The sequence below is a fragment of the Burkholderia paludis genome (assembly GCF_000732615.1).
Classification (GTDB): Bacteria; Pseudomonadota; Gammaproteobacteria; order Burkholderiales; family Burkholderiaceae; genus Burkholderia; species Burkholderia paludis.
This window is the reverse complement of record NZ_JPGL01000016.1, coordinates 115,958-135,198: the sequence shown is the minus strand read 5'-3', so window position 1 is coordinate 135,198 and position 19,241 is coordinate 115,958. Positions and strand designations below refer to the sequence as shown.

Sequence of the window (19,241 nt, the reverse complement as noted above, 5' to 3'; positions counted from 1 at the left end):
ACCCTTCCGTCCCCACCATGCGTCTCTTTCGGGGCATGCGGCGGCCCGGCGGAGGCTGACATGAAACATATCGTCAAACACATTCATTTCGTCGGAATCGGCGGCTCGGGCATGAGCGGCATCGCCGAGGTGCTCGTCAACCTCGGCTACGAGGTCAGCGGCTCGGACCTGTCGCGCAATGCGGTGACCGATCGTCTCCAGGCGCTCGGCGCACGGATCGCGATCGGCCATGACGCGGCAAACATCGAGGGGGCGAACGCGGTCGTCGTGTCGACGGCGGTGCGCTCGGACAATCCGGAAGTGCTCGCCGCGCGCCACCGGCGCGTGCCGATCGTGCAGCGGGCGGTGATGCTCGCGGAGCTGATGCGCCTGAAGCAGGGGATCGCGATCGCCGGCACGCACGGCAAGACCACGACGACGAGCCTCGTCGCGAGCGTGCTGGCGGCGGGCGGGCTCGACCCGACCTTCGTGATCGGCGGGCGGCTGATCAGCGCCGGCGCGAATGCGCGGCTGGGCACCGGCGATTTCATCGTGGCCGAGGCCGACGAGTCGGACGCGTCGTTCCTGAACCTGTATCCGGTGATCGAAGTCATCACGAACATCGATGCCGACCACATGGACACCTACGGCCACGATTTCGCGCGGCTCAAGCAGGCGTTCATCGAATTCACGCAGCGCCTGCCGTTCTACGGCAGCGCGGTGGTGTGCGTCGACGATCCGAACGTGCGGCAGATCATCCCGTTCATCTCGAAGCCGGTGGTGCGCTACGGCCTGTCGCCGGACGCGCAGGTGCGCGCGGAAGACATCGATGCGCGCGACGGCCGGATGCACTTCACGGTCATCCGCGAAGGGCGTGCGCCGCTCGCGGTCGTGCTGAACCTGCCGGGTCTGCACAACGTGCAGAACGCGCTGGCGGCGATCGCGATCGCGACCGATCTCGGCGTCGACGACGACGCGATCCAGCAGGCGCTGGCCGAATTCAACGGCGTCGGCCGGCGCTTCCAGCGTTACGGCGAGGTGCCGGGCGCGGACGGCGGCCACTACACGCTGATCGACGACTACGGCCATCACCCGGTCGAGATGGCCGCGACGATCGCGGCCGCGCGCGGCGCGTTCCCGGGCCGCCGCCTCGTGCTGGCGTTCCAGCCGCATCGCTATACGCGCACGCGCGACTGCTTCGACGATTTCGTCAACGTGCTGTCGACGGTCGATGCGCTGGTGCTGACGGAAGTCTACGCGGCCGGCGAGGCCGCGATCTCGACGGCCAACGGCGACGCGCTGTCGCGTGCGCTGCGCGAGGTGGGGAAGGTTGACCCGGTGTTCGTCGCGACGGTGGACGACGTGCCGGATGCATTGGCGAAGGTCGCGCGCAACGGCGACGTGGTGATCACGATGGGCGCGGGTTCGATCGGCGGCGTGCCGGCGAAGCTCGTGCAACACATTCAACAGAAGGCATGACATGAGCGGGATCGATCCGAAACGTTTCGGCAAGGTGGCAGTGTTGTTCGGCGGCGAATCCGCCGAGCGCGAGGTGTCGCTGACCTCGGGCCGCCTCGTGCTGCAGGGCCTGCGTGACGCGGGCGTTGATGCGCATCCGTTCGACCCGGCCGAGCGGCCGCTGTCGGCGCTGAAGGACGAAGGCTTCGTGCGCGCGTTCAACGCGCTGCACGGCGGCTACGGCGAGAACGGCCAGATCCAGGGCGCGCTCGATTTCTATGGCATCCGCTACACGGGCAGCGGCGTGCTCGGGTCGGCGCTCGGGCTCGACAAGTTCCGCACGAAGCTCGTGTGGCAGCAGACGGGCGTGCCGACGCCGCCGTTCGAGACGGTGATGCGCGGCGACGACCTCGCCGCACGCGCGACCGACATCGTCGCGAAGCTCGGGCTGCCGCTGTTCGTGAAGCCGGCGAGCGAAGGCTCGAGCGTGGCGGTGCTGAAGGTGAAGACGGCCGACGCGCTGCCGGCCGCGCTCGAGGAAGCCGCGAAGCACGACAGGATCGTGATCGTCGAGAAGAGCATCGAAGGCGGGGGCGAATACACCGCGTGCATCGCCGGCGATCTCGATCTGCCGCTGATCAAGATCGTGCCGGCGGGCGAGTTCTACGACTACCACGCGAAATACGTGGCCGACGACACGCAGTACCTGATCCCGTGCGGCCTGCCGGCCGAACAGGAAGCGGAGCTGAAGCGCATCGCGCGCCGGTCGTTCGACGTGCTCGGCTGCACCGACTGGGGCCGTGCGGACTTCATGCTGGACGCCGCCGGCAACCCGTACTTCCTGGAAGTGAACACCGCGCCGGGCATGACCGACCACTCGCTGCCGCCGAAGGCGGCGCGCGCGGTCGGCATCAGCTACTCGGAGCTGGTGGTGAAAGTGCTGGCGCTCACGCTCAACGACTGAAGCAGGAACGGAAAGACGTCATGTGGAACAACGTTCGCCAACTCAACCTTGCCGCCAGCGCGCTGTACGCGATGCTGCTGCTCGTGTTGGCGGCGGCCGGCTGCTACTGGCTGATCCAGCGCCCGACGTTCGCGCTGCGGGAAATCCGCATCGACGGCGACACCGAGCACATCAATTCGCCGACGGTGCGCGCGGGTGTGGTCGGCCGGCTGAAGGGCAATTTCTTCACGGTCGATCTCGATGCGGCGCGCACCGCGTTCGAGCAGATGCCGTGGGTGCGCCACGCGAGCGTGCGCCGGGTGTGGCCGAATGCGCTGGCTGTCACGCTCGAGGAGTACAAACCGCTCGGGACCTGGGGCAGCGACCAGCTCGTGAGCGTCGACGGCGAGCTGTTTACCGCGAACCAGGGCGAGCTGGAACAGGAATTGCCGGCGTTCGACGGCCCGGAAGGCAGTGCGAAGGAAGTCGTCACGCGGTATCGCGACTTCGGGAAATGGTTTGCGCCGCTGAAGGCGGCGCCGGAAGAAGTGACGCTGTCGGCGCGCTACGCGTGGACGGTGAAGCTGTCGAACGGCATGCAGGTCGAGCTGGGCAAGGAACGCAACAGCGACACCCTGCATGACCGGAGTCAGCGCCTGGTGGCCGCGTGGCCGGCCGTCACGGAGCGCTGGGGCAACGACATCGAGTACGCGGACCTGCGCTATCCGAACGGATTCGCGATTCGCGCGGCAGGCATGCGGTTCCTGACCGATACCGACAAGCGCAAGAAGTAACGAGAGATCACACGCAAGAGCACTTTATGAGCAAAGACTACAAGGATCTGCTGGTTTCCCTCGACATCGGCACGTCGAAGGTGGTGGCCATCGTCGCCGAGCTGAAGGGCGAGGGTCACTACGAGGTGATCGGTCTCGGCCAGAGCGAGTCGAAGGGTCTGAAGAAAGGTGTGGTGGTCAACATCGAGGCCACCGTGCAGTCGATCCAGCGCGCGCTCGAGGAAGCCGAGCTGATGGCCGACTGCAAGATCACCAACGTGTTCACGGGGATCGCCGGCAGCCACATCCGCAGCTTCAACTCGAGCGGGATGGTCGCGATCAAGGACAAGGAAGTCACGCAGACGGACGTCGCGCGCGTGATCGAGACCGCCAAGGCGATCAACATCCCGACCGACCAGCAGGTGCTGCACATCCTCACGCAGGAATTCATCATCGACGGCCAGGAAGACGTGCGCGAGCCGATCGGGATGAGCGGCATCCGGCTGGAAGTGAAGGTGCACATCGTGACGGGCGCGGTGAGCGCCGCGCAGAACATCGTCAAGTGCGTGCGCCGCTGCGGGCTCGAAGTGAACGATCTGATCCTGCAGCCGCTCGCGTCGTCGCTGGCCGTGCTGACGGAGGACGAAAAGGATCTCGGCGTGGTGCTGGTCGACATCGGCGGCGGCACGACGGACATCGCGATCTTCGCCGAAGGCGCGATTCGCCATACCGCGGTGATTCCGATCGCCGGCGACCAGATCACGAGCGACATCGCGATGGCGCTGCGTACGCCGACGCCGGATGCGGAAGACATCAAGGTCGGCTACGGGATCGCGAAGCAGGCGCTCGCCGATCCGGACGAGATGGTCGAAGTGCCGGGGCTCGGCGAGCGCGGCCCGCGCACGCTGTCGCGCCAGGCGCTCGCGGCCGTGATCGAGCCGCGTGTCGAGGAGCTGTTCTCGCTCGTGCAGCAGGTGGTGCGCGAATCGGGTTACGAAGAACTGCTGAGCTCCGGCGTGGTCATTACCGGCGGTGCGTCGATGATGCCGGGCATGGTCGAGCTCGGCGAGGACATTTTCCTGAAGCCGGTGCGCATCGGCGCGCCGGAGTATGCGGGCGGCCTGTCCGACGTCGTGCGCAATCCGCGCTATTCGACGGCGATGGGGCTGCTCGTCGAAGGCAGCGCGCAGCGCATGCGCGGCCGCAAGGTCGCCGTGCAGTCCGGCAACGCGGGGCAGGTGTTCTCGCGGATGAAGGAGTGGTTCCTGAGCAATTTTTAAGCATCCAAGCGGCTCGGCATGCCGAGCCAGCCCCCCGGGGGCGGGAAAGCCCGGGACGGCCCGGCGTTTTCCGAGGAAGAACCGAATCGAAATTCGCGCCGGTGCCGGCGGCTGGCGCGCGACAGGGGGTTGCCCGATCTCCTGCCGAATAACGGCCGAGTAGCAGTATTTCTCTTGACGGAGGCAACAATGGAATTCGAAATGCTGGAAACCGAAACCAACGGCACCATCATCAAGGTGGTGGGCGTTGGCGGCGCTGGCGGCAATGCCGTCCAGCACATGATCAACCGCGGCGTGCAGGGCGTCGACTTCATCGTGATGAACACGGATGCGCAGGCGCTGTCGCGTTCGCGCGCATCGTCGGTGATCCAGCTCGGCAACACGGGCCTCGGCGCCGGTGCGAAGCCGGAAATGGGCCGTGCGGCAGCGGAAGAAGCGCGCGAGCGCATCGCCGACGCGCTGCGTGGCGCGCACATGGTCTTCATCACGGCCGGCATGGGCGGCGGCACGGGCACGGGCGCAGCGCCGGTGGTCGCGCAGATCGCGAAAGAGATGGGCATCCTGACGGTGGGTGTCGTCAGCAAGCCGTTCGAGTTCGAAGGCGGCAAGCGCATGCGCGTCGCCGAAGCCGGCTCGCAGCAACTGGAGGATCACGTCGACTCGCTGATCGTCGTTCTGAACGACAAGCTGTTCGACGTGATGGGCGACGATGCCGAGATGGACAAGTGCTTCCAGTGCGCGGACGACGTGTTGAACAACGCAGTGGCCGGCATCGCGGAAATCATCAACGTCGATGGCCTCGTGAACGTCGACTTCGAAGACGTGAAGACGGTGATGGGCGAGCAGGGCAAGGCGATGATGGGCACGGCGACGGTTGCCGGCGTCGATCGCGCACGCCTCGCGGCGGAACAGGCCGTGGCGAGCCCGCTGCTCGAAGGCGTCGATCTGTCGGGTGCGCGCGGCGTGCTGGTCAACATCACGTCGAGCCGTTCGCTGCGCCTGTCGGAAACGCGCGAAGTGATGAACACGATCAAGAGCTACGCGGCGGAAGACGCGACCGTGATCTTCGGTGCGGTGTACGACGATGCGATGGGCGATGCACTGCGCGTGACGGTCGTGGCGACGGGTCTGGGCCGTGCGGCGAAGAAGCAGCAGTCGGCACCGATGACGCTGCTGCGCACGGGTACGGACAACCAGCCGGTCAGCGCGGTCTCGCACGGCTATGCCCCGACGCATCACGTCAGCACGGCCGACTACGGCGCGCTCGATACGCCGGCGGTGTGGCGCAATTCGCGCGAAACCGCGGCATCGCACGTGCAGGCGCTGCAGGAGAAGGGTGTCGACACGTACGACATCCCGGCATTCCTGCGCAAGCAGGCTGACTGACGCAAACACAGGCGAAGCCGCGGCGAGACTGCCGCGGTATCGCCGGCGTGACGGATGCTACGGACCACGACAGGCCGCGTCGGCAGCGACGCCGGGCCGGGAAACGTGCCCTCTTCGCTCGTGCGAGGCGGGATGGGCCGTGCTGTCCGCAACACGCTGAAAAACCGTATCGCTATGAGGGACCAGCCATGATTCAAGTGGGCGACGCGCTGCCCGACGCGCAATTGTTCGAATTCATCGACGACGCGCGCGAAGGGTGCACGCTGGGGCCGAATGCCTTCAGCGTGCGCGACCAGGTTGCGGGGAAGCGGGTGGTGATCTTCGGATTGCCGGGCGCTTTCACGCCGACCTGCTCCGCGCAGCATGTGCCGGGCTACGTCGAACACGCCGAGCAGCTGCGCTCGGCGGGCATCGACGAGATCTGGTGCGTGTCCGTCAACGACGCATTCGTGATGGGCGCATGGGGACGTGATCTGCACACCGCGGGCAAGGTGCGCATGATGGCGGACGGCAGCGCGGCTTTCACTCATGCGCTGGGGCTGACGCAGGATTTGTCCGCGCGTGGCATGGGAATTCGTTCCCTGCGCTACGCGATGGTGATTGACGGCGGTGTGGTCAAGACGCTGGCCGTCGAGGCGCCGGGCAAATTCGAAGTGAGCGATGCGGCGAGTGTTCTCGCGACGTTGACGTCCTGATCGTGCGGTGCGCCGTTGCCTGCCGGCAACGCTGCTCACCGGCCTTCGGGGCAGTTGTAACACGGGCCGATGACCGGAAACGCCTCCGTTCCGGGCATCGGCCCGTCCCGTATTCGCCAGGGTAAACGGCTGAAACAGATTGATACGCAGTTTCAAACTGCGCTGAATAGGGAATTACGCTATAATCCCTCCTATCGAATATAACTCCTGATTGAATTCTTCAATCACGACGAAGAACACCATGCTGAAGCAGCGCACCATCAAATCCATCGTGAAGACCGTGGGGATCGGTGTCCACTCGGGCCGCAAGATCGAGCTGACGCTCCGTCCCGCCGCGCCGGGCACGGGCATCGTCTTTTCGCGCGTCGACCTTCCCACGCCCGTCGACATTCCCGCCGCGGCGACGTCGATCGGCGACACGCGGCTCGCGTCGGTGCTGCAGAAGGATGGCGTGCGCGTCTCGACCGTCGAGCACCTGATGTCGGCGTGTGCCGGCCTGGGCATCGACAATCTCTATGTCGACGTGACGGCCGAGGAAATCCCGATCATGGACGGCAGCGCGGCGACCTTCGTGTTCCTGATCCAGTCCGCCGGGATCGAGGAGCAGAACGCGCCGAAGCGCTTCATCAAGGTGAAGAAGACGGTCGAGATCCGCGACGGCGACAAATTCGCGCGTCTCGATCCGTACTTCGGTTTCAAGCTGAAGTTCTCGATCGACTTCCGCCACCCGGCCGTCGACAAGACCGGCCAGGAACTCGAGGTCGATTTCGCGAATACGTCGTACGTGCGCGAGATTGCGCGCGCGCGCACGTTCGGTTTCGCGCATGAGGCCGAGATGCTGCGCGAGATGGGTCTCGCCCGCGGCGGCAGCATGGAAAACGCGATCGTGCTCGACGAGTACCGCATCCTGAACAACGACGGGCTGCGCTACGACGACGAATTCGTGAAGCACAAGATGCTCGATGCGATCGGCGACCTGTACGTGATCGGTCATCCGCTGCTGGCGTCGTATACGGCGTACAAATCGGGCCACGGACTGAACAACGCGCTGCTGCGCGAACTGCTCGCGCACGAGGATGCGTACGAGATCGTCACGTTCGACGATTCGCAGGCCGCGCCGAAGGGCTTTGCGTTCGACATGCAGACGGCCTTCGCCTGACCGGCGTTCGGCGCAAGCAAAAAAGCGGCCCTCGGGCCGCTTTTTTATTGGCCGGGCGATGCCGGCGCGGGCGCCGGCTCAGCGCGGTTTCGCGCCATGCCGTGCCGCCATCCGCGCGAGCGCGGCTTGCAGCGGCGACGGTTCGAGGTGATCGGCCAGGTCGCGCAGCGCGGCCGCGCCGACCGACGTCATCCGCGCCTGTTTCACGTGCGGCGGCTCCGGCGCATCCTTCGGGCGCACGCGCACGCGCAGCGTCGAGACCGGCCAGCCGCGCTTCTGCAGATCGCCGAGCAGCCGCGGCTCGACCTGTCGCAGCCGCGCGGCCAGCGCGTTGTGCGCGGCAAAGAGGGTCAGGGTGCCGTCCTTCACGAAGCCGGGTTCGACGTGATTCGCCAGATAGTCGGGCAGGAGCGCGGCAAGATCGCGCTGCAGCGACGCGACCTGTTCGACACCGGCGCGCAGCGCCGCGAACGCGTCCGTGCGATTGAGCACCTCGGACACGGGTTGCGGGCGATACGCGGCGAGCGGGCCGAAACGCTTGGAAAATCGGTTCATCGAGACATTCTTCGGGCGCGCACGCGCGCGGACGGTTGACGCCGATTGTACCCGCGCCGGCCCGCGCACGGGCGGCTTTCGCCCCATGCGCCCGGCTGTCGGCGCGCAATGCCGGTCCGGCCGAGACTCGGGCGCATGCTTTCCCGCGTGCTAAAATTCGACGTTTGAGTCCACTAATTCGCTAAGCCGCCGAGGCTCGGGCGCCGGGGCGCGCAATACGCGCCGGGCGCCGGTGCTGCGACGCAGGATCCGATCCGATGACAACCGGTTTTCTCCAGAAAATTTTTGGCAGCCGCAACCAGCGGCTCGTCAAGCAATACCAAAAGACCGTCACGACGATCAATGCGCTCGAAACGCAGATCGAGAAGCTGACGGACGACCAGTTGCGCGGCAAGACGGACGAATTCCGCCAGCGGATCGCGGCCGGCGAGTCGCTCGACAAGCTGCTGCCCGAGGCGTTCGCGGTCTGTCGCGAGGCGAGCCGCCGCGTGCTGAAGATGCGGCACTTCGACGTGCAGATGATCGGCGGCATGGTGCTCCACTACGGCAAGATCGCGGAAATGCGCACCGGCGAGGGCAAGACGCTCGTCGCGACGCTGCCCGTGTACCTGAATGCGCTGGCGGGCCGCGGCGTGCACGTCGTGACGGTCAACGACTACCTCGCGCAGCGCGACGCCGAATGGATGGCGCGCCTCTACAACTTCCTCGGTCTGTCGGTCGGCATCAACCTGTCCGGCATGGAACACGACCAGAAGCAGCAGGCCTACGCGGCGGACATCACGTACGGCACGAACAACGAGTTCGGCTTCGACTACCTGCGCGACAACATGGTCTACGAGACCGACGCGCGCGTGCAGCGGGCGCTGAACTTCGCGGTCGTCGACGAAGTGGACTCGATCCTGATCGACGAGGCGCGTACGCCGCTGATCATTTCGGGCCAGGCCGAGGATCACACCGAGCTGTACGTGCGGATGAACGCGCTGCCGCCGCTGCTCGAGCGCCAGATCGGCGAGGAGAAGGCCGACGGCACGGGCGTCGAGAAGCCGGGCGACTACACGCTCGACGAAAAGGCGCGCCAGGTGTTCCTGACCGAATCGGGCCACGAGAAGGCCGAGCGCCTGCTCGCCGATTGGGGGCTGATCGGCGAGGGCGAGAGCCTGTATGCGCCGCAGAACATCACGCTGATGCACCACGTGTACGCTGCGCTGCGCGCCCACACGCTGTTCCACAAGGATCAGCACTATGTCGTGCAGAACGGCGAAGTGGTGATCGTCGACGAATTCACGGGCCGCCTGATGGCCGGCCGCCGCTGGTCCGACGGCCTGCACCAGGCCGTCGAGGCGAAGGAACACGTGAAGATCCAGAGCGAGAACCAGACGCTCGCATCGATCACGTTCCAGAACTACTTCCGGATGTACGCGAAGCTGGCCGGCATGACCGGTACCGCGGACACCGAAGCATACGAATTCAACGAGATCTACGGTCTCGAGACGGTCGTGATCCCGACCAACCGTCCGCCGAAGCGGATCGACAAGCAGGACCAGATCTACAAGACGGCCAAGGAGCGCTATGACGCGGTGATCCGCGACATCCGCGACTGCTACGAGCGCGGCCAGCCGGTGCTGGTCGGCACGACGTCGATCGAGAACTCGGAACTGCTGTCGCACCTGCTGAAGCAGGCCGGGCTGCCGCACGAGGTGCTGAACGCGAAGCAGCACGAGCGCGAAGCGGCGATCGTCGCGGAAGCCGGCCGTCCGAAACGCGTGACGATCGCGACCAACATGGCCGGTCGCGGTACCGACATCGTGCTCGGCGGCAACGCCGAGAAGCAGGCCGCGTTCATCGACGCCGACGATGCGATTCCCGCCGACGAAAAGGCGCGCCGCATCCAGCAGCTGCACGACGAGTGGGAAACGCTGCACGAGCAGGTGAAGGCCGCGGGCGGCCTGCACATCATCGGCACCGAACGCCACGAATCGCGCCGGATCGACAACCAGCTGCGCGGCCGTGCGGGCCGCCAGGGCGATCCGGGCTCGTCGCGCTTCTACCTGTCGCTCGACGATCCGCTGCTGCGCATCTTCGCGGGCGACCGCGTGCGCTCGATCATGGATCGCCTGAAGATGCCGGAAGGCGAGGCGATCGAGGCCGGCATCGTCACGCGCTCGATCGAATCCGCGCAGCGCAAGGTCGAAGCGCGCAACTTCGACATCCGCAAGCAGCTGCTCGAATACGACGACGTGTCGAACGACCAGCGCAAGGTGATCTACCAGCAGCGCAACGAACTGCTCGAAGCGCACGACATCACCGAGACCATCACCGCGATGCGTCACGGCGTGGTGACCGAAGTCGTCGGCCAGTTCGTGCCGGAAGGCAGCATCGAGGAGCAGTGGGACGTGCCCGAGCTCGAGGAAGCGCTGCGCAACGACTGGCAGCTCGACCTCGCGATCCAGGAAATGGTGAACGAGTCGTCGTCGATCACGGCCGAGGAGATCCTCGAAGCGGTGACGACGGCCGCCGACGAGCAGTACGAGGCCAAGGTCGCGATGGTCGGCCGCGAATCGTTCAGCGCGTTCGAGCGCTCGGTGATGCTGCAGACGGTCGACCGCCTGTGGCGCGAGCACCTCGCGGCGCTCGACCACCTGCGCCAGGGCATCCATCTGCGCGGCTATGCGCAGAAGAATCCGAAGCAGGAATACAAGCGCGAAGCGTTCGAGCTGTTCGCCGCGATGCTCGACGCGATCAAGCAGGAAGTCACGCGTGTCGTGATGAACGTGCAGATCCAGTCGCCGGAACAGCTCGAGGAAGCGGCCGAGCAGATCGAGGAGCGTGGCGGTCATCTCGAGAACGTCGAATACCAGCACGCCGAATTCGCGGAAGCCAGCACGCCGGTGGCGGGCGGTGCGGCGGTCGCGGCGGCCGCGGCAACGGCCGACATGGTCGGCAGCGCGATGACCCACAGCGGCCCCGGCGGCGAAATGCCGAAGGTCGGCCGTAACGATCCGTGCCCGTGCGGCAGCGGCAAGAAGTACAAGCACTGTCACGGGAAGCTGTCATGATCGGCGGCGGCGCGCGTCACGCGTGCCGCTTCGTTCGCAGCTTCGAGTGAGTGATGTGAGTTGCGGCGGCCCGCGCGTGCGGCCGCCGGTTCTTCCAATCGATGCCGGCGTGTGCCGGCATTTTCCATCCGGCAGGTGTGCCCCATGGCTGTCAATTTTCCGTCGATCGATCCCGCCCAACTGCATCCCGTCGCCGGCGTCACGCTCGGCTGGGCGGAAGCGAACATCCGCAAGCCGAATCGCAAGGACGTGCTGGTCATCTCCGTCGACGAGGGCGCGACGGTCGCGGGCGTGTTTACCGAAAACCGCTTCTGCGCGGCGCCGGTCATCGTCTGCCGCGAGCATCTGGCGAAGGTGCGCGCGGGCGGCGCGGGCATTCGCGCGCTCGTCGTGAACACGGGTAACGCGAACGCGGGCACCGGCGAGCCGGGCCTCGTGAACGCACGCGAGACCTGCACGGAACTCGCGCGCCTCGCGGGCATCGAGCCGGCGCAGGTGCTGCCGTTCTCGACCGGCGTGATTCTCGAGCCGCTGCCGATCGATCGCCTGAAGGCCGGCTTGCCGGCCGCGCTCGCGAACCGCAAGGCCGCGAACTGGTTCGATGCCGCGCAGGCGATCATGACGACCGATACGCTGCCGAAGGCCGCTTCGCGCCAGGTGACGATCGACGGCCACACGGTCACGCTGACGGGCGTCAGCAAGGGCGCGGGCATGATCAAGCCGAACATGGCCACGATGCTCGGTTTCCTTGCGTTCGACGCGAACGTCGCTCAGCCGGTGCTCGACACGCTCGTGAAGGAAGTCGCCGACCGTTCGTTCAACTGCATCACGATCGACGGCGATACGTCGACGAACGACTCGTTCATCCTGATCGCGTCGGGCAAGAGCACGCTGCCGGCGATCACGTCGACCGATTCGCCGGCCTATGCGGCGCTGCGCGATGCGGTGACGGAAGTCGCGCAGGTGCTGTCGCAATTGATCGTCCGCGATGGCGAAGGTGCGACGAAATTCATGACGGTGCAGGTCGAGGGCGGCAAGAACGTCGCCGAATGCCGCCAGATCGCGTACGCGATCGGCCATTCGCCGCTCGTGAAGACGGCTTTCTATGCATCCGACCCCAACCTCGGCCGGATTCTCGCGGCGATCGGCTACGCGGGCGTCACGGATCTCGACGTCGGCAAGATCGACCTCTATCTCGACGACGTGCTCGTCGCGAAGGCGGGCGGCCGCAATCCGGCCTACCAGGAAGAGGACGGCCAGCGCGTGATGAAGCAGAGCGAAATCACGATTCGCGTGCTGCTCGGCCGCGGCGACGCGCAGGCCACCGTCTGGACGTGCGACCTGTCGCACGATTACGTGAGCATCAACGCGGATTACCGCTCCTGAGCCGGAGCGCCCGAACGACATGGACAAGCTCGAACAATTTCTGACGCGGGCCGAAGCGCTGCTCGGCCGCCTCGAAGGGATGCTGCCGCCCGCGCCGGCGGCCGTCGACTGGAACGCCGCGCATGCTTTCCGCTGGCGTAAGCGCCAGGGGCGCGGCTACCTGCAGCCGGTGCCGGCCGTGTCTTCGATCACGCTCGGCGATCTGCACAACATCGATCGCCAGAAAGGGTTGATCGACCAGAACACGCGGCAGTTCGTGCAGCAGAAGCCGGCCAACAACGTGCTGCTCACCGGCGCGCGCGGCACCGGCAAGTCGTCGCTGATCAAGGCGTGCCTGAACGCGTATGCGAAGGACGGGCTGCGCCTGATCGAAGTCGACAAGGACGACCTGCACGATCTCGGTGACATCGTCGATCTGATCTCGCAGCGTCCCGAGCGTTTCATCGTGTTTTGCGACGACCTGTCGTTCGAAGAGGGCGAATCGGGTTACAAGGCGCTGAAGGTCGCGCTCGACGGTTCGATCGCCGCGCAGTCGGACAACGTGCTGATCTACGCGACGTCGAATCGCCGCCATCTGCTGCCCGAGTACATGAGCGACAACGAGACTTACAAGCATCTCCCGGACGGCGAGATTCACCCCGGCGAAGTCGTCGAGGAGAAGATCTCGCTGTCGGAGCGCTTCGGTCTGTGGGTCAGCTTCTATCCGTTCAAGCAGGACGATTACCTCGACATCGTCGCGCACTGGCTGCGCCACTTCGGCTGCCCGGAAGCCGAAATCGAGACCGCTCGCGGCGACGCGCTCGTGTGGGCACTCGAGCGCGGTTCGCGGTCGGGGCGCGTCGCGTGGCAGTTCGCGCGTGACTGGTCGGGGCGCAAGGAGCAGGCATGAGCGTGGATCTCGCACAGGGCGCCGTGCGTGCGCCGGATGGCCGCAAGGTGACGGAAGTCGCGGTCGGCGTGATGGTGCAGCCGGACGGCACGGCCGGCGGCTGCCGCTATCTGCTCGCGCAACGGCTGCTGGGCAAGCCGTATGAAGGTTACTGGGAGTTCCCGGGCGGCAAGCTGGAGGCCGGCGAAAGCGTCGAGGACGCGCTGGCGCGCGAACTGCACGAGGAACTCGGCATCGAAGTCACGGCGAGCCATCGCTGGCACACGCTCGAGCACGACTATCCGCATGCGTACGTGCGGCTGTATTTCTGCAAGGTGACGGGCTGGACGGGCGAGCCGCACAGCAAGGAAGGCCAGGCGTTCGTGTGGCAGGCGCTGCCTGTCGACGTTGCGCCGCTGCTGCCGGCCGCGCTGCCGGTGCTCGAACTGCTCGCGCAGGAAACCGCGTCGAACTGACGCCGCTGCTGCCCGCCGCAAAGGCGGGCCATATCACTGGAGGGCGCCGCTGCGCGCCGCTCAGCTGTCGCGGCGGCCGTCCGAGCCTTCTTCCTCGGACGACGGGCCCTCGTCCGAGGAGCCGCCGATCCGGTACTTTTCCGCGGCCCACGCGCCGAGGTCGAACTGCTTGCAGCGGGCCGAACAGAATGGCCTGAACTGGCTTTCAGGCGTCCAGCGCACTTCGGCGCCGCACGACGGGCATTTCACAACGGTAGTCATACGAAAGCGATCCGGCACGCGGCCGTTACAGATTGCACAGTGTCAGATGGAACGGCACGTCGATGTCCACCGCGCGCGGCCGCACATCGCCGTCCTGCGTGGTGAACCGTACCCACAGCATGTATTTGTTGGCGCTCGCCTCGGGAATGACGCGCAGCTCCGGCGGCACGCGCACCTGCATCAACTGATAGGTGCGACCCGACAGCATTTGCTGGTAGCTGCCCTGCATCGCCATGACCTTCGACGCCTGGCCCGATTCGCGCGCAAGCCGCAGCACGATCGTTACCGCGTCGCGCAGCGGCAGCATCGGCATGATCCATTTCGCGATGTCCTGGCGCCGCTGCTCGGCGGGCCATTGCTGCCATGCGTAGTACGACGGCAGGTCGAACTTGCAGGTGCCGCCGGGAATCACTGCACGGCTGCGGATGCTGGCGAGCCACTCGTTGTCGACGAGGTGCTGACCGGTCTTGCCCTGCATTTGCGCGAGATTCGCGAGCGTTTGCTCGATTTCGCCAAGCACGGCTTCGAGCGCGTTCTGCTCGATGCCCGGATTGCCGCGAAAGGGAGCGAGCGTCTGGCGCTGACGTTCGAGCTCCTTCATCAGATCCGATTTCAGGTCCGCGCGGCCCGTTACCTCGGCGATTTCGAACAGCGTCGTCAGCGCGACGTGATGTTCACGCGGGTCCTCCTGAGCCAAAAAGAACGCGAAGCGCTCGAAGAGATCTTCGAGGCGCAACAGCGTGCGAATTCGCTCGTTGAACGGATACTCGTAAAGAATCAAGCGCGCTCGCCTCTCGGGTAGGGATTGAAACAATGCAGGACATTCTAATGCCCACTCTCTACCCTAGCAACGCACCAATTTCGTACGCCATCGCAATGGCGCCCGACACTCAGGGCGCGGCGGCCGCGAACCCGAGATAGCGTTGGTGCAGCGCGTCGACCTGCGCGGCGAGCGCATCGGGTGTCGTCGCGTCGTTGACGATCACGTCGTCGGCGGCGGCGAGACGGTCTTCGCGCGTCGCCTGCTTCGCGATGATTGCTTCGACCTGCTCGCGCGCGAAGCCGTTGCGCCGCATCACGCGCGCGATCTGCGTTTCGACCGGGCAATCGACGACGAGCACGCGATCGCTGCGCGCCTTCCAGTTGCCGGACTCGACCAGCAGCGGCACGACGAACATGACGTACGGGCCCCGCGCTTCGCGCGTTTCGCGATCGGTCTCCGCGCGAATCAGCGGATGCGTGATCGCTTCGAGGCGCCGGCGCGCGGCGTCGTCGCTGAAGATCAGGGCACGCATCTTCGCGCGGTCGAGGGAGCCGTCGGCGGCAACGAAGCCCTGGCCGAATGCGTGTTCGATCGCGGGCATCGCCAGGCCGCCCGGTGCGGTGATGCGATGGGCGATCAGATCGGTATCGACCAGCGACGCGCCGCGCGCGGCGAACAGGTCGGCGACGGTTGTCTTGCCGCTGCCGATACCGCCGGTGAGCCCCACTGCGAACATGTCAGCCTCCGAGCGCCGAATAAAAAGGGGTGCCGAAAAACAGGGTCGCGGCGCCGCCTGCTGCGAGGAACGGGCCGAATGGAATCGGCTCCTCGAAGCGCATGCGGCCGCGCCAGGTTGCGACGAGCCCGACGATCGCGCCCGTCACCGCAGCGAACAGGACGACCTGCGGCAGTGCGACCCAGCCCATCCAGGCGCCGAGCGCGGCGAGCAGCTTCAGGTCGCCGAAGCCGATGCCCTCGATGCCGCGCAGCCATTTGAACAGCCAGTAGATCGACCACAGGAACAGGTAGCCGGCCATGGCCCCGACCACGGCCGAGCGCAGGGAGACGAACGTGTGGCCGAGGTTCAGCAAGAGCCCGGCCCAGAGGAGCGGCAGCGTCATCGAGTCGGGCAGATAGCCGGTCCGGATGTCGATCGCGCTCATCGCGAGCAGCGCGGCGCACAGAGCGAAGGCGGCGAGGGCCGCGACGGTCGGGCCGAACGCCGCGAGCGAGCCGGCGGCGAGCAGTGCGCACACGAGCTCGACGAGCGGATAACGGATGCCGATCGCATGGCCGCAGCGTCGGCAGCGTCCGCGCAACACCAGGTAGCTGACGAGCGGGATGTTTTCCCACGCGCGCAGCACGTGGCCGCAATGCGGGCATGCGCTGCGCGGCCGCCACAGATCGTAGCGCGGCGGGTAGCCGTCGTCGGGGGCGGCGCGTGCGTTGCCCGTGGCTTCGGCGATCTCGGCCTGCCAAGCGCGCTGCATCATCACGGGCAGCCGGTGCACGACCACGTTCAGGAAGCTGCCGACGCAAAGGCCGATGACGACCGCGAACGCATACTGCACCGCGTGCGGCAGCATCGCCAGCGCGAGCAGCATGCTCTCGGGCGAATCGGGAACGGCGTACAGGGGCGCTGGCGTCATGAGGCTCAAGGTCGGGACTAAAAGGCGACAGAATCGGTTGCGATGCTACACCACGTTGCCGAGCTGAAGGATGGGCAGGTACATCGCGATCACGAGGCCGCCGACGAGGGCGCCCAGCACGATCACGATCAGCGGTTCGCCGAGCGCGCCGAGTGCATCGAGACGTGTGTCGAGCTGGCGTTCGCATAGCGCGGCGATATCGGCGAGCATCGTATCGAGCGTACCGGTTTCCTCGGCCACGGCGATCGGCTGGACGACGTCGTCCGGAAAGCAGCCGGCCGACTGCATCGCATCCGCGAGGCGAGCGCCGCGCAGTACGCGTGCCGCGATGTCGACGGTGGCGCGCGCGAACACCGGATGGCCGGCGGTGCGCTCGAGCGTGGCGAAGGCATCGGCGAGCGGCACGCCGGCGCCGAGCAGCGTCGCAAGCGAGCGGCACCAGCGCGCGGCCGCGAACTGCCCGAGCGCGCTGCCGGCGAACGGGGCGTGCAGCAGATGCCGCGCGAGCTCGTGGCGCAGCGCCGCCGACCGCCGAAGCGCGTGACGGGCGGCCAGCCCGGCTGCCGCGATCCCGGCAACGAGCACGCCGCCCCACGCCGACAGGGCGGCGGACAGCGCGAGCAGCGCGCGGGTCGGCGCCGGCAGTGCGGCACCGAAGCCGTCGAAGATTTGCCGGAAGGTCGGCACGACCCACACCATCAATGCGGCCGAGATCGCGAGCGCGAACAGGATCACGGCCGCTGGATAGGCGAGTGCGGCCCGCAGCTTGCGCTGCTGCGCGTCGGCGCGCTCGCGGTGCTCCGCGACTCGCGTCAGCACGATGCCGAGCGAACCGGACGCTTCGCCGACCTCGATCAACTGGCGATACAGCATGCCGAATTGCGACGGATAGCGTGCGAGCGCTTCGGCGAAGCGCCGGCCGCCGACGATTTCTCGGGCGAGGCCCGCGGCGATGCGCGGCAGGCCGCCGCGCGCTCGCGTGCGCGCGAGCATCTCGAGCGACGGCGCGAGCGGCAGCCCGGCCTGCAGCAGGCTCGCCAGCTGGCGCGTGAAGCGCGTGACGTCCCGTGTGCCCGCCGCTGGCGGCCGGGCCGGCCCGCGCGCGGCGAGCGACAGCACCGCGATGCCGTCGCGCGCGAGTGCGGCGCGGGCAGCCGCACCGTCGAACGCGATGACGATTCCGCGCCGCGGCGCGCCGTCGCGACGGCGGCCGCGCCACGCGAAGCGGGTTTCGCGCGGCGGCGTGTGCACATTCATGCCGCAGGTGTCGCGGCGATGGCTTCCGCGAGGCTCGTCGTGCCGTCCCGCACGCGCGCGAGTGCCGCGTCGCGCAGATTGCGCATGCCTTCGGTCGCCGCACACTGCGCGAGTTCGCCGGCGCTTGCGCGCGTGACGATGCGCTCCGCCAGCCTGGGCGATACCGGCATCGTCTGATGCAGGCCGACGCGGCCGCGATAGCCGATGCCGTGACAGGCCGGACAGCCTCGCGCGACGAACGGCCGCCAGCCGGTGGCGAGCGCCGCCGGGTCGCAGCCGGCTTCCCGGAGTACGGCCGGCGGTGCGTCAGAGTGCACGCGGCAGGCGGTGCACAGCCGTCGGACGAGACGCTGTGCAGTGACGAGGTGCAGCGCGGCCGCGAGGTTGTACGGCGCGACGCCGATGTCGAGCAGCCGTGCGACGGCGGCCGGCGCGTCGTTCGTATGCAGTGTCGACAGCACGAGATGGCCGGTCTGCGCGGCCTTGATCGCGACGTCGGCCGTTTCCGCGTCGCGAATCTCGCCGACCATGATGATGTCCGGGTCCTGCCGCAGCAGCGCGCGCAGCGCCGTCGCGAACGTGAGCCCTGCTTTTTCGGCGACGCCGACCTGGCTGATGCCGTCGAGCTGGATCTCGGCGGGATCTTCCACCGTGCAGACGTTGTGCGTGTCGCGATCGAGCATCTGCAGCGCGCAGTAGAGCGACAGCGTCTTGCCGCTGCCGGTCGGGCCCGTGACGAGCACGAGGCCATGCGGAGCGCGTATCGCGGCCTCCATCGCGGCCGTCTGCTGCGCATCGAAGCCGAGACGCGCGAGCGTGAGGTCGGGCGGCAGCGTTTCGAGGCGCCGCAGCACGAGCTTTTCGCCGAACATGGTGGGCAGCGAGCTGACCCGGTAGTCGCCGCGCGTGCCGCCGTCGATCGAGAGGCGCAGCCTGCCGTCCTGCGGCAGCCGCCGTTCAGCGATGTCCATGCGCGCCAGGACCTTGACTCGCGTCACGAGCGCGTCGCGCAGATGAAGGGGCGGCCGCGCGTGTTCATGCAGCACGCCGTCGATGCGCAGGCGGATGCGCCAGCCGGCCTCGAACGGTTCGACGTGGATGTCGGATGCATCGCGCACGCGTGCGGCGTGAAGCGTGTCCGTCAGCAGCCGCACGGCCGGCGCGTCGTCGAGCTGGGCGGCGTCGAGCGCGCGCAGTGCCGCGGCGGGCGATGCATCGGAGCGGGCGGGCGGCGGCTGCGTGCGCAGCGGCGCGCCGGGAGGAGAAAAATGCATGTGAGCCGACCCGCGGGCCGCCT

At 67.2% G+C, this 19,241-nt stretch carries 18 protein-coding genes; 11 read left to right on the top strand and 7 right to left on the bottom strand.

Translation table 11 applies throughout. From position 1 onward, the window contains the following. Positions 1 to 60: 60 nt before the first annotated feature. The 7 genes from murC (at position 61) to lpxC (ending at position 7,673) form a co-directional block, all read left to right on the top strand. A complete protein-coding gene (gene murC / locus GQ56_RS0112365; RefSeq protein ID WP_031398950.1) occupies positions 61 to 1,458 on the top strand; it encodes a UDP-N-acetylmuramate--L-alanine ligase in 1,398 nt (465 codons plus the stop codon). A gap of 1 nt (position 1,459) precedes the next feature. After that, a complete protein-coding gene (locus GQ56_RS0112360) occupies positions 1,460 to 2,401 on the top strand; it encodes a D-alanine--D-alanine ligase (RefSeq protein WP_031398949.1) in 942 nt (313 codons plus the stop codon). A 20-nt stretch (positions 2,402 to 2,421) separates the two neighbouring features. Next, on the top strand, positions 2,422 to 3,174 hold the full coding sequence (locus GQ56_RS0112355) for a cell division protein FtsQ/DivIB (protein WP_031398948.1): 753 nt from the start codon (positions 2,422 to 2,424) through the stop codon (positions 3,172 to 3,174). Positions 3,175 to 3,200: 26 nt separating this feature from the next. After that, positions 3,201 to 4,433, top strand: coding sequence for a cell division protein FtsA (gene ftsA, locus GQ56_RS0112350; protein ID WP_006487138.1), 1,233 nt, complete (start codon positions 3,201 to 3,203; stop codon positions 4,431 to 4,433). 189 nt (positions 4,434 to 4,622) lie between these two features. Then, entirely contained in the window at positions 4,623 to 5,819 is a 1,197-nt protein-coding gene (gene ftsZ / locus GQ56_RS0112345; RefSeq protein ID WP_011350843.1) for a cell division protein FtsZ, read from the top strand. 188 nt (positions 5,820 to 6,007) lie between these two features. Then, a complete protein-coding gene (locus GQ56_RS0112340) occupies positions 6,008 to 6,514 on the top strand; it encodes a peroxiredoxin (protein ID WP_031398947.1) in 507 nt (168 codons plus the stop codon). 241 nt (positions 6,515 to 6,755) lie between these two features. Then, positions 6,756 to 7,673: a UDP-3-O-acyl-N-acetylglucosamine deacetylase gene (lpxC, locus tag GQ56_RS0112335; RefSeq protein ID WP_031398946.1), complete on the top strand. Its 918-nt coding sequence runs from the start codon at positions 6,756 to 6,758 to the stop codon at positions 7,671 to 7,673. A 78-nt stretch (positions 7,674 to 7,751) separates the two neighbouring features. Here the strand turns inward: lpxC and GQ56_RS0112330 are convergent, their stop codons facing one another. Then, positions 7,752 to 8,228 carry a DUF721 domain-containing protein gene (locus tag GQ56_RS0112330; RefSeq protein WP_031398945.1) on the bottom strand — a complete coding sequence of 159 codons (477 nt, stop codon included), beginning with the start codon at positions 8,226 to 8,228 and terminating at the stop codon, positions 7,752 to 7,754. A 257-nt stretch (positions 8,229 to 8,485) separates the two neighbouring features. Here GQ56_RS0112330 and secA point away from each other — a divergent pair, with 257 nt between their 5' ends. The 4 genes from secA (at position 8,486) to GQ56_RS0112310 (ending at position 14,014) form a co-directional block, all read left to right on the top strand. Then, the gene (gene secA / locus GQ56_RS0112325; protein WP_031398944.1) at positions 8,486 to 11,284 is read left to right on the top strand and encodes a preprotein translocase subunit SecA; all 2,799 of its coding nucleotides are present in this window, start codon (positions 8,486 to 8,488) and stop codon (positions 11,282 to 11,284) included. 144 nt (positions 11,285 to 11,428) lie between these two features. After that, positions 11,429 to 12,670 carry a bifunctional glutamate N-acetyltransferase/amino-acid acetyltransferase ArgJ gene (gene argJ, locus GQ56_RS0112320; RefSeq protein ID WP_031398943.1) on the top strand — a complete coding sequence of 414 codons (1,242 nt, stop codon included), beginning with the start codon at positions 11,429 to 11,431 and terminating at the stop codon, positions 12,668 to 12,670. 19 nt (positions 12,671 to 12,689) lie between these two features. Further along, positions 12,690 to 13,559, top strand: a complete 870-nt coding sequence (locus GQ56_RS0112315) for an ATP-binding protein (RefSeq protein ID WP_031398942.1) — start codon at positions 12,690 to 12,692, stop codon at positions 13,557 to 13,559. Continuing rightward, a complete protein-coding gene (locus tag GQ56_RS0112310; RefSeq protein ID WP_031398941.1) occupies positions 13,556 to 14,014 on the top strand; it encodes an NUDIX domain-containing protein in 459 nt (152 codons plus the stop codon). Before GQ56_RS0112315 ends, GQ56_RS0112310 begins: the two co-directional genes overlap by 4 nt. A 60-nt stretch (positions 14,015 to 14,074) precedes the next feature. On the opposite strand, the gene GQ56_RS0112305 is transcribed toward GQ56_RS0112310, so the two are convergent. The 6 genes from GQ56_RS0112305 to GQ56_RS0112280 all read right to left on the bottom strand — a co-directional run bounded on the left by GQ56_RS0112305 (position 14,075) and on the right by GQ56_RS0112280 (position 19,218). Next, positions 14,075 to 14,275, bottom strand: a complete 201-nt coding sequence (locus tag GQ56_RS0112305; protein ID WP_031398940.1) for a DNA gyrase inhibitor YacG — start codon at positions 14,273 to 14,275, stop codon at positions 14,075 to 14,077. Between the two features lie 25 nt (positions 14,276 to 14,300). Next, on the bottom strand, positions 14,301 to 15,056 hold the full coding sequence (gene zapD / locus GQ56_RS0112300) for a cell division protein ZapD (protein ID WP_031398939.1): 756 nt from the start codon (positions 15,054 to 15,056) through the stop codon (positions 14,301 to 14,303). 109 nt (positions 15,057 to 15,165) lie between these two features. Then, positions 15,166 to 15,774 (bottom strand): dephospho-CoA kinase, encoded by a 609-nt coding sequence (gene coaE, locus GQ56_RS0112295; RefSeq protein WP_031398938.1) that lies wholly within the window; start codon positions 15,772 to 15,774, stop codon positions 15,166 to 15,168. A 1-nt stretch (position 15,775) separates the two neighbouring features. Continuing rightward, the gene (locus GQ56_RS0112290; protein ID WP_031398937.1) at positions 15,776 to 16,687 is read right to left on the bottom strand and encodes a prepilin peptidase; all 912 of its coding nucleotides are present in this window, start codon (positions 16,685 to 16,687) and stop codon (positions 15,776 to 15,778) included. 45 nt (positions 16,688 to 16,732) lie between these two features. Continuing rightward, positions 16,733 to 17,944, bottom strand: a complete 1,212-nt coding sequence (locus tag GQ56_RS0112285) for a type II secretion system F family protein (RefSeq protein WP_031398936.1) — start codon at positions 17,942 to 17,944, stop codon at positions 16,733 to 16,735. Continuing rightward, on the bottom strand, positions 17,941 to 19,218 hold the full coding sequence (locus tag GQ56_RS0112280; protein WP_031398935.1) for a GspE/PulE family protein: 1,278 nt from the start codon (positions 19,216 to 19,218) through the stop codon (positions 17,941 to 17,943). Before GQ56_RS0112280 ends, GQ56_RS0112285 begins: the two co-directional genes overlap by 4 nt. Positions 19,219 to 19,241 lie beyond the last annotated feature (23 nt).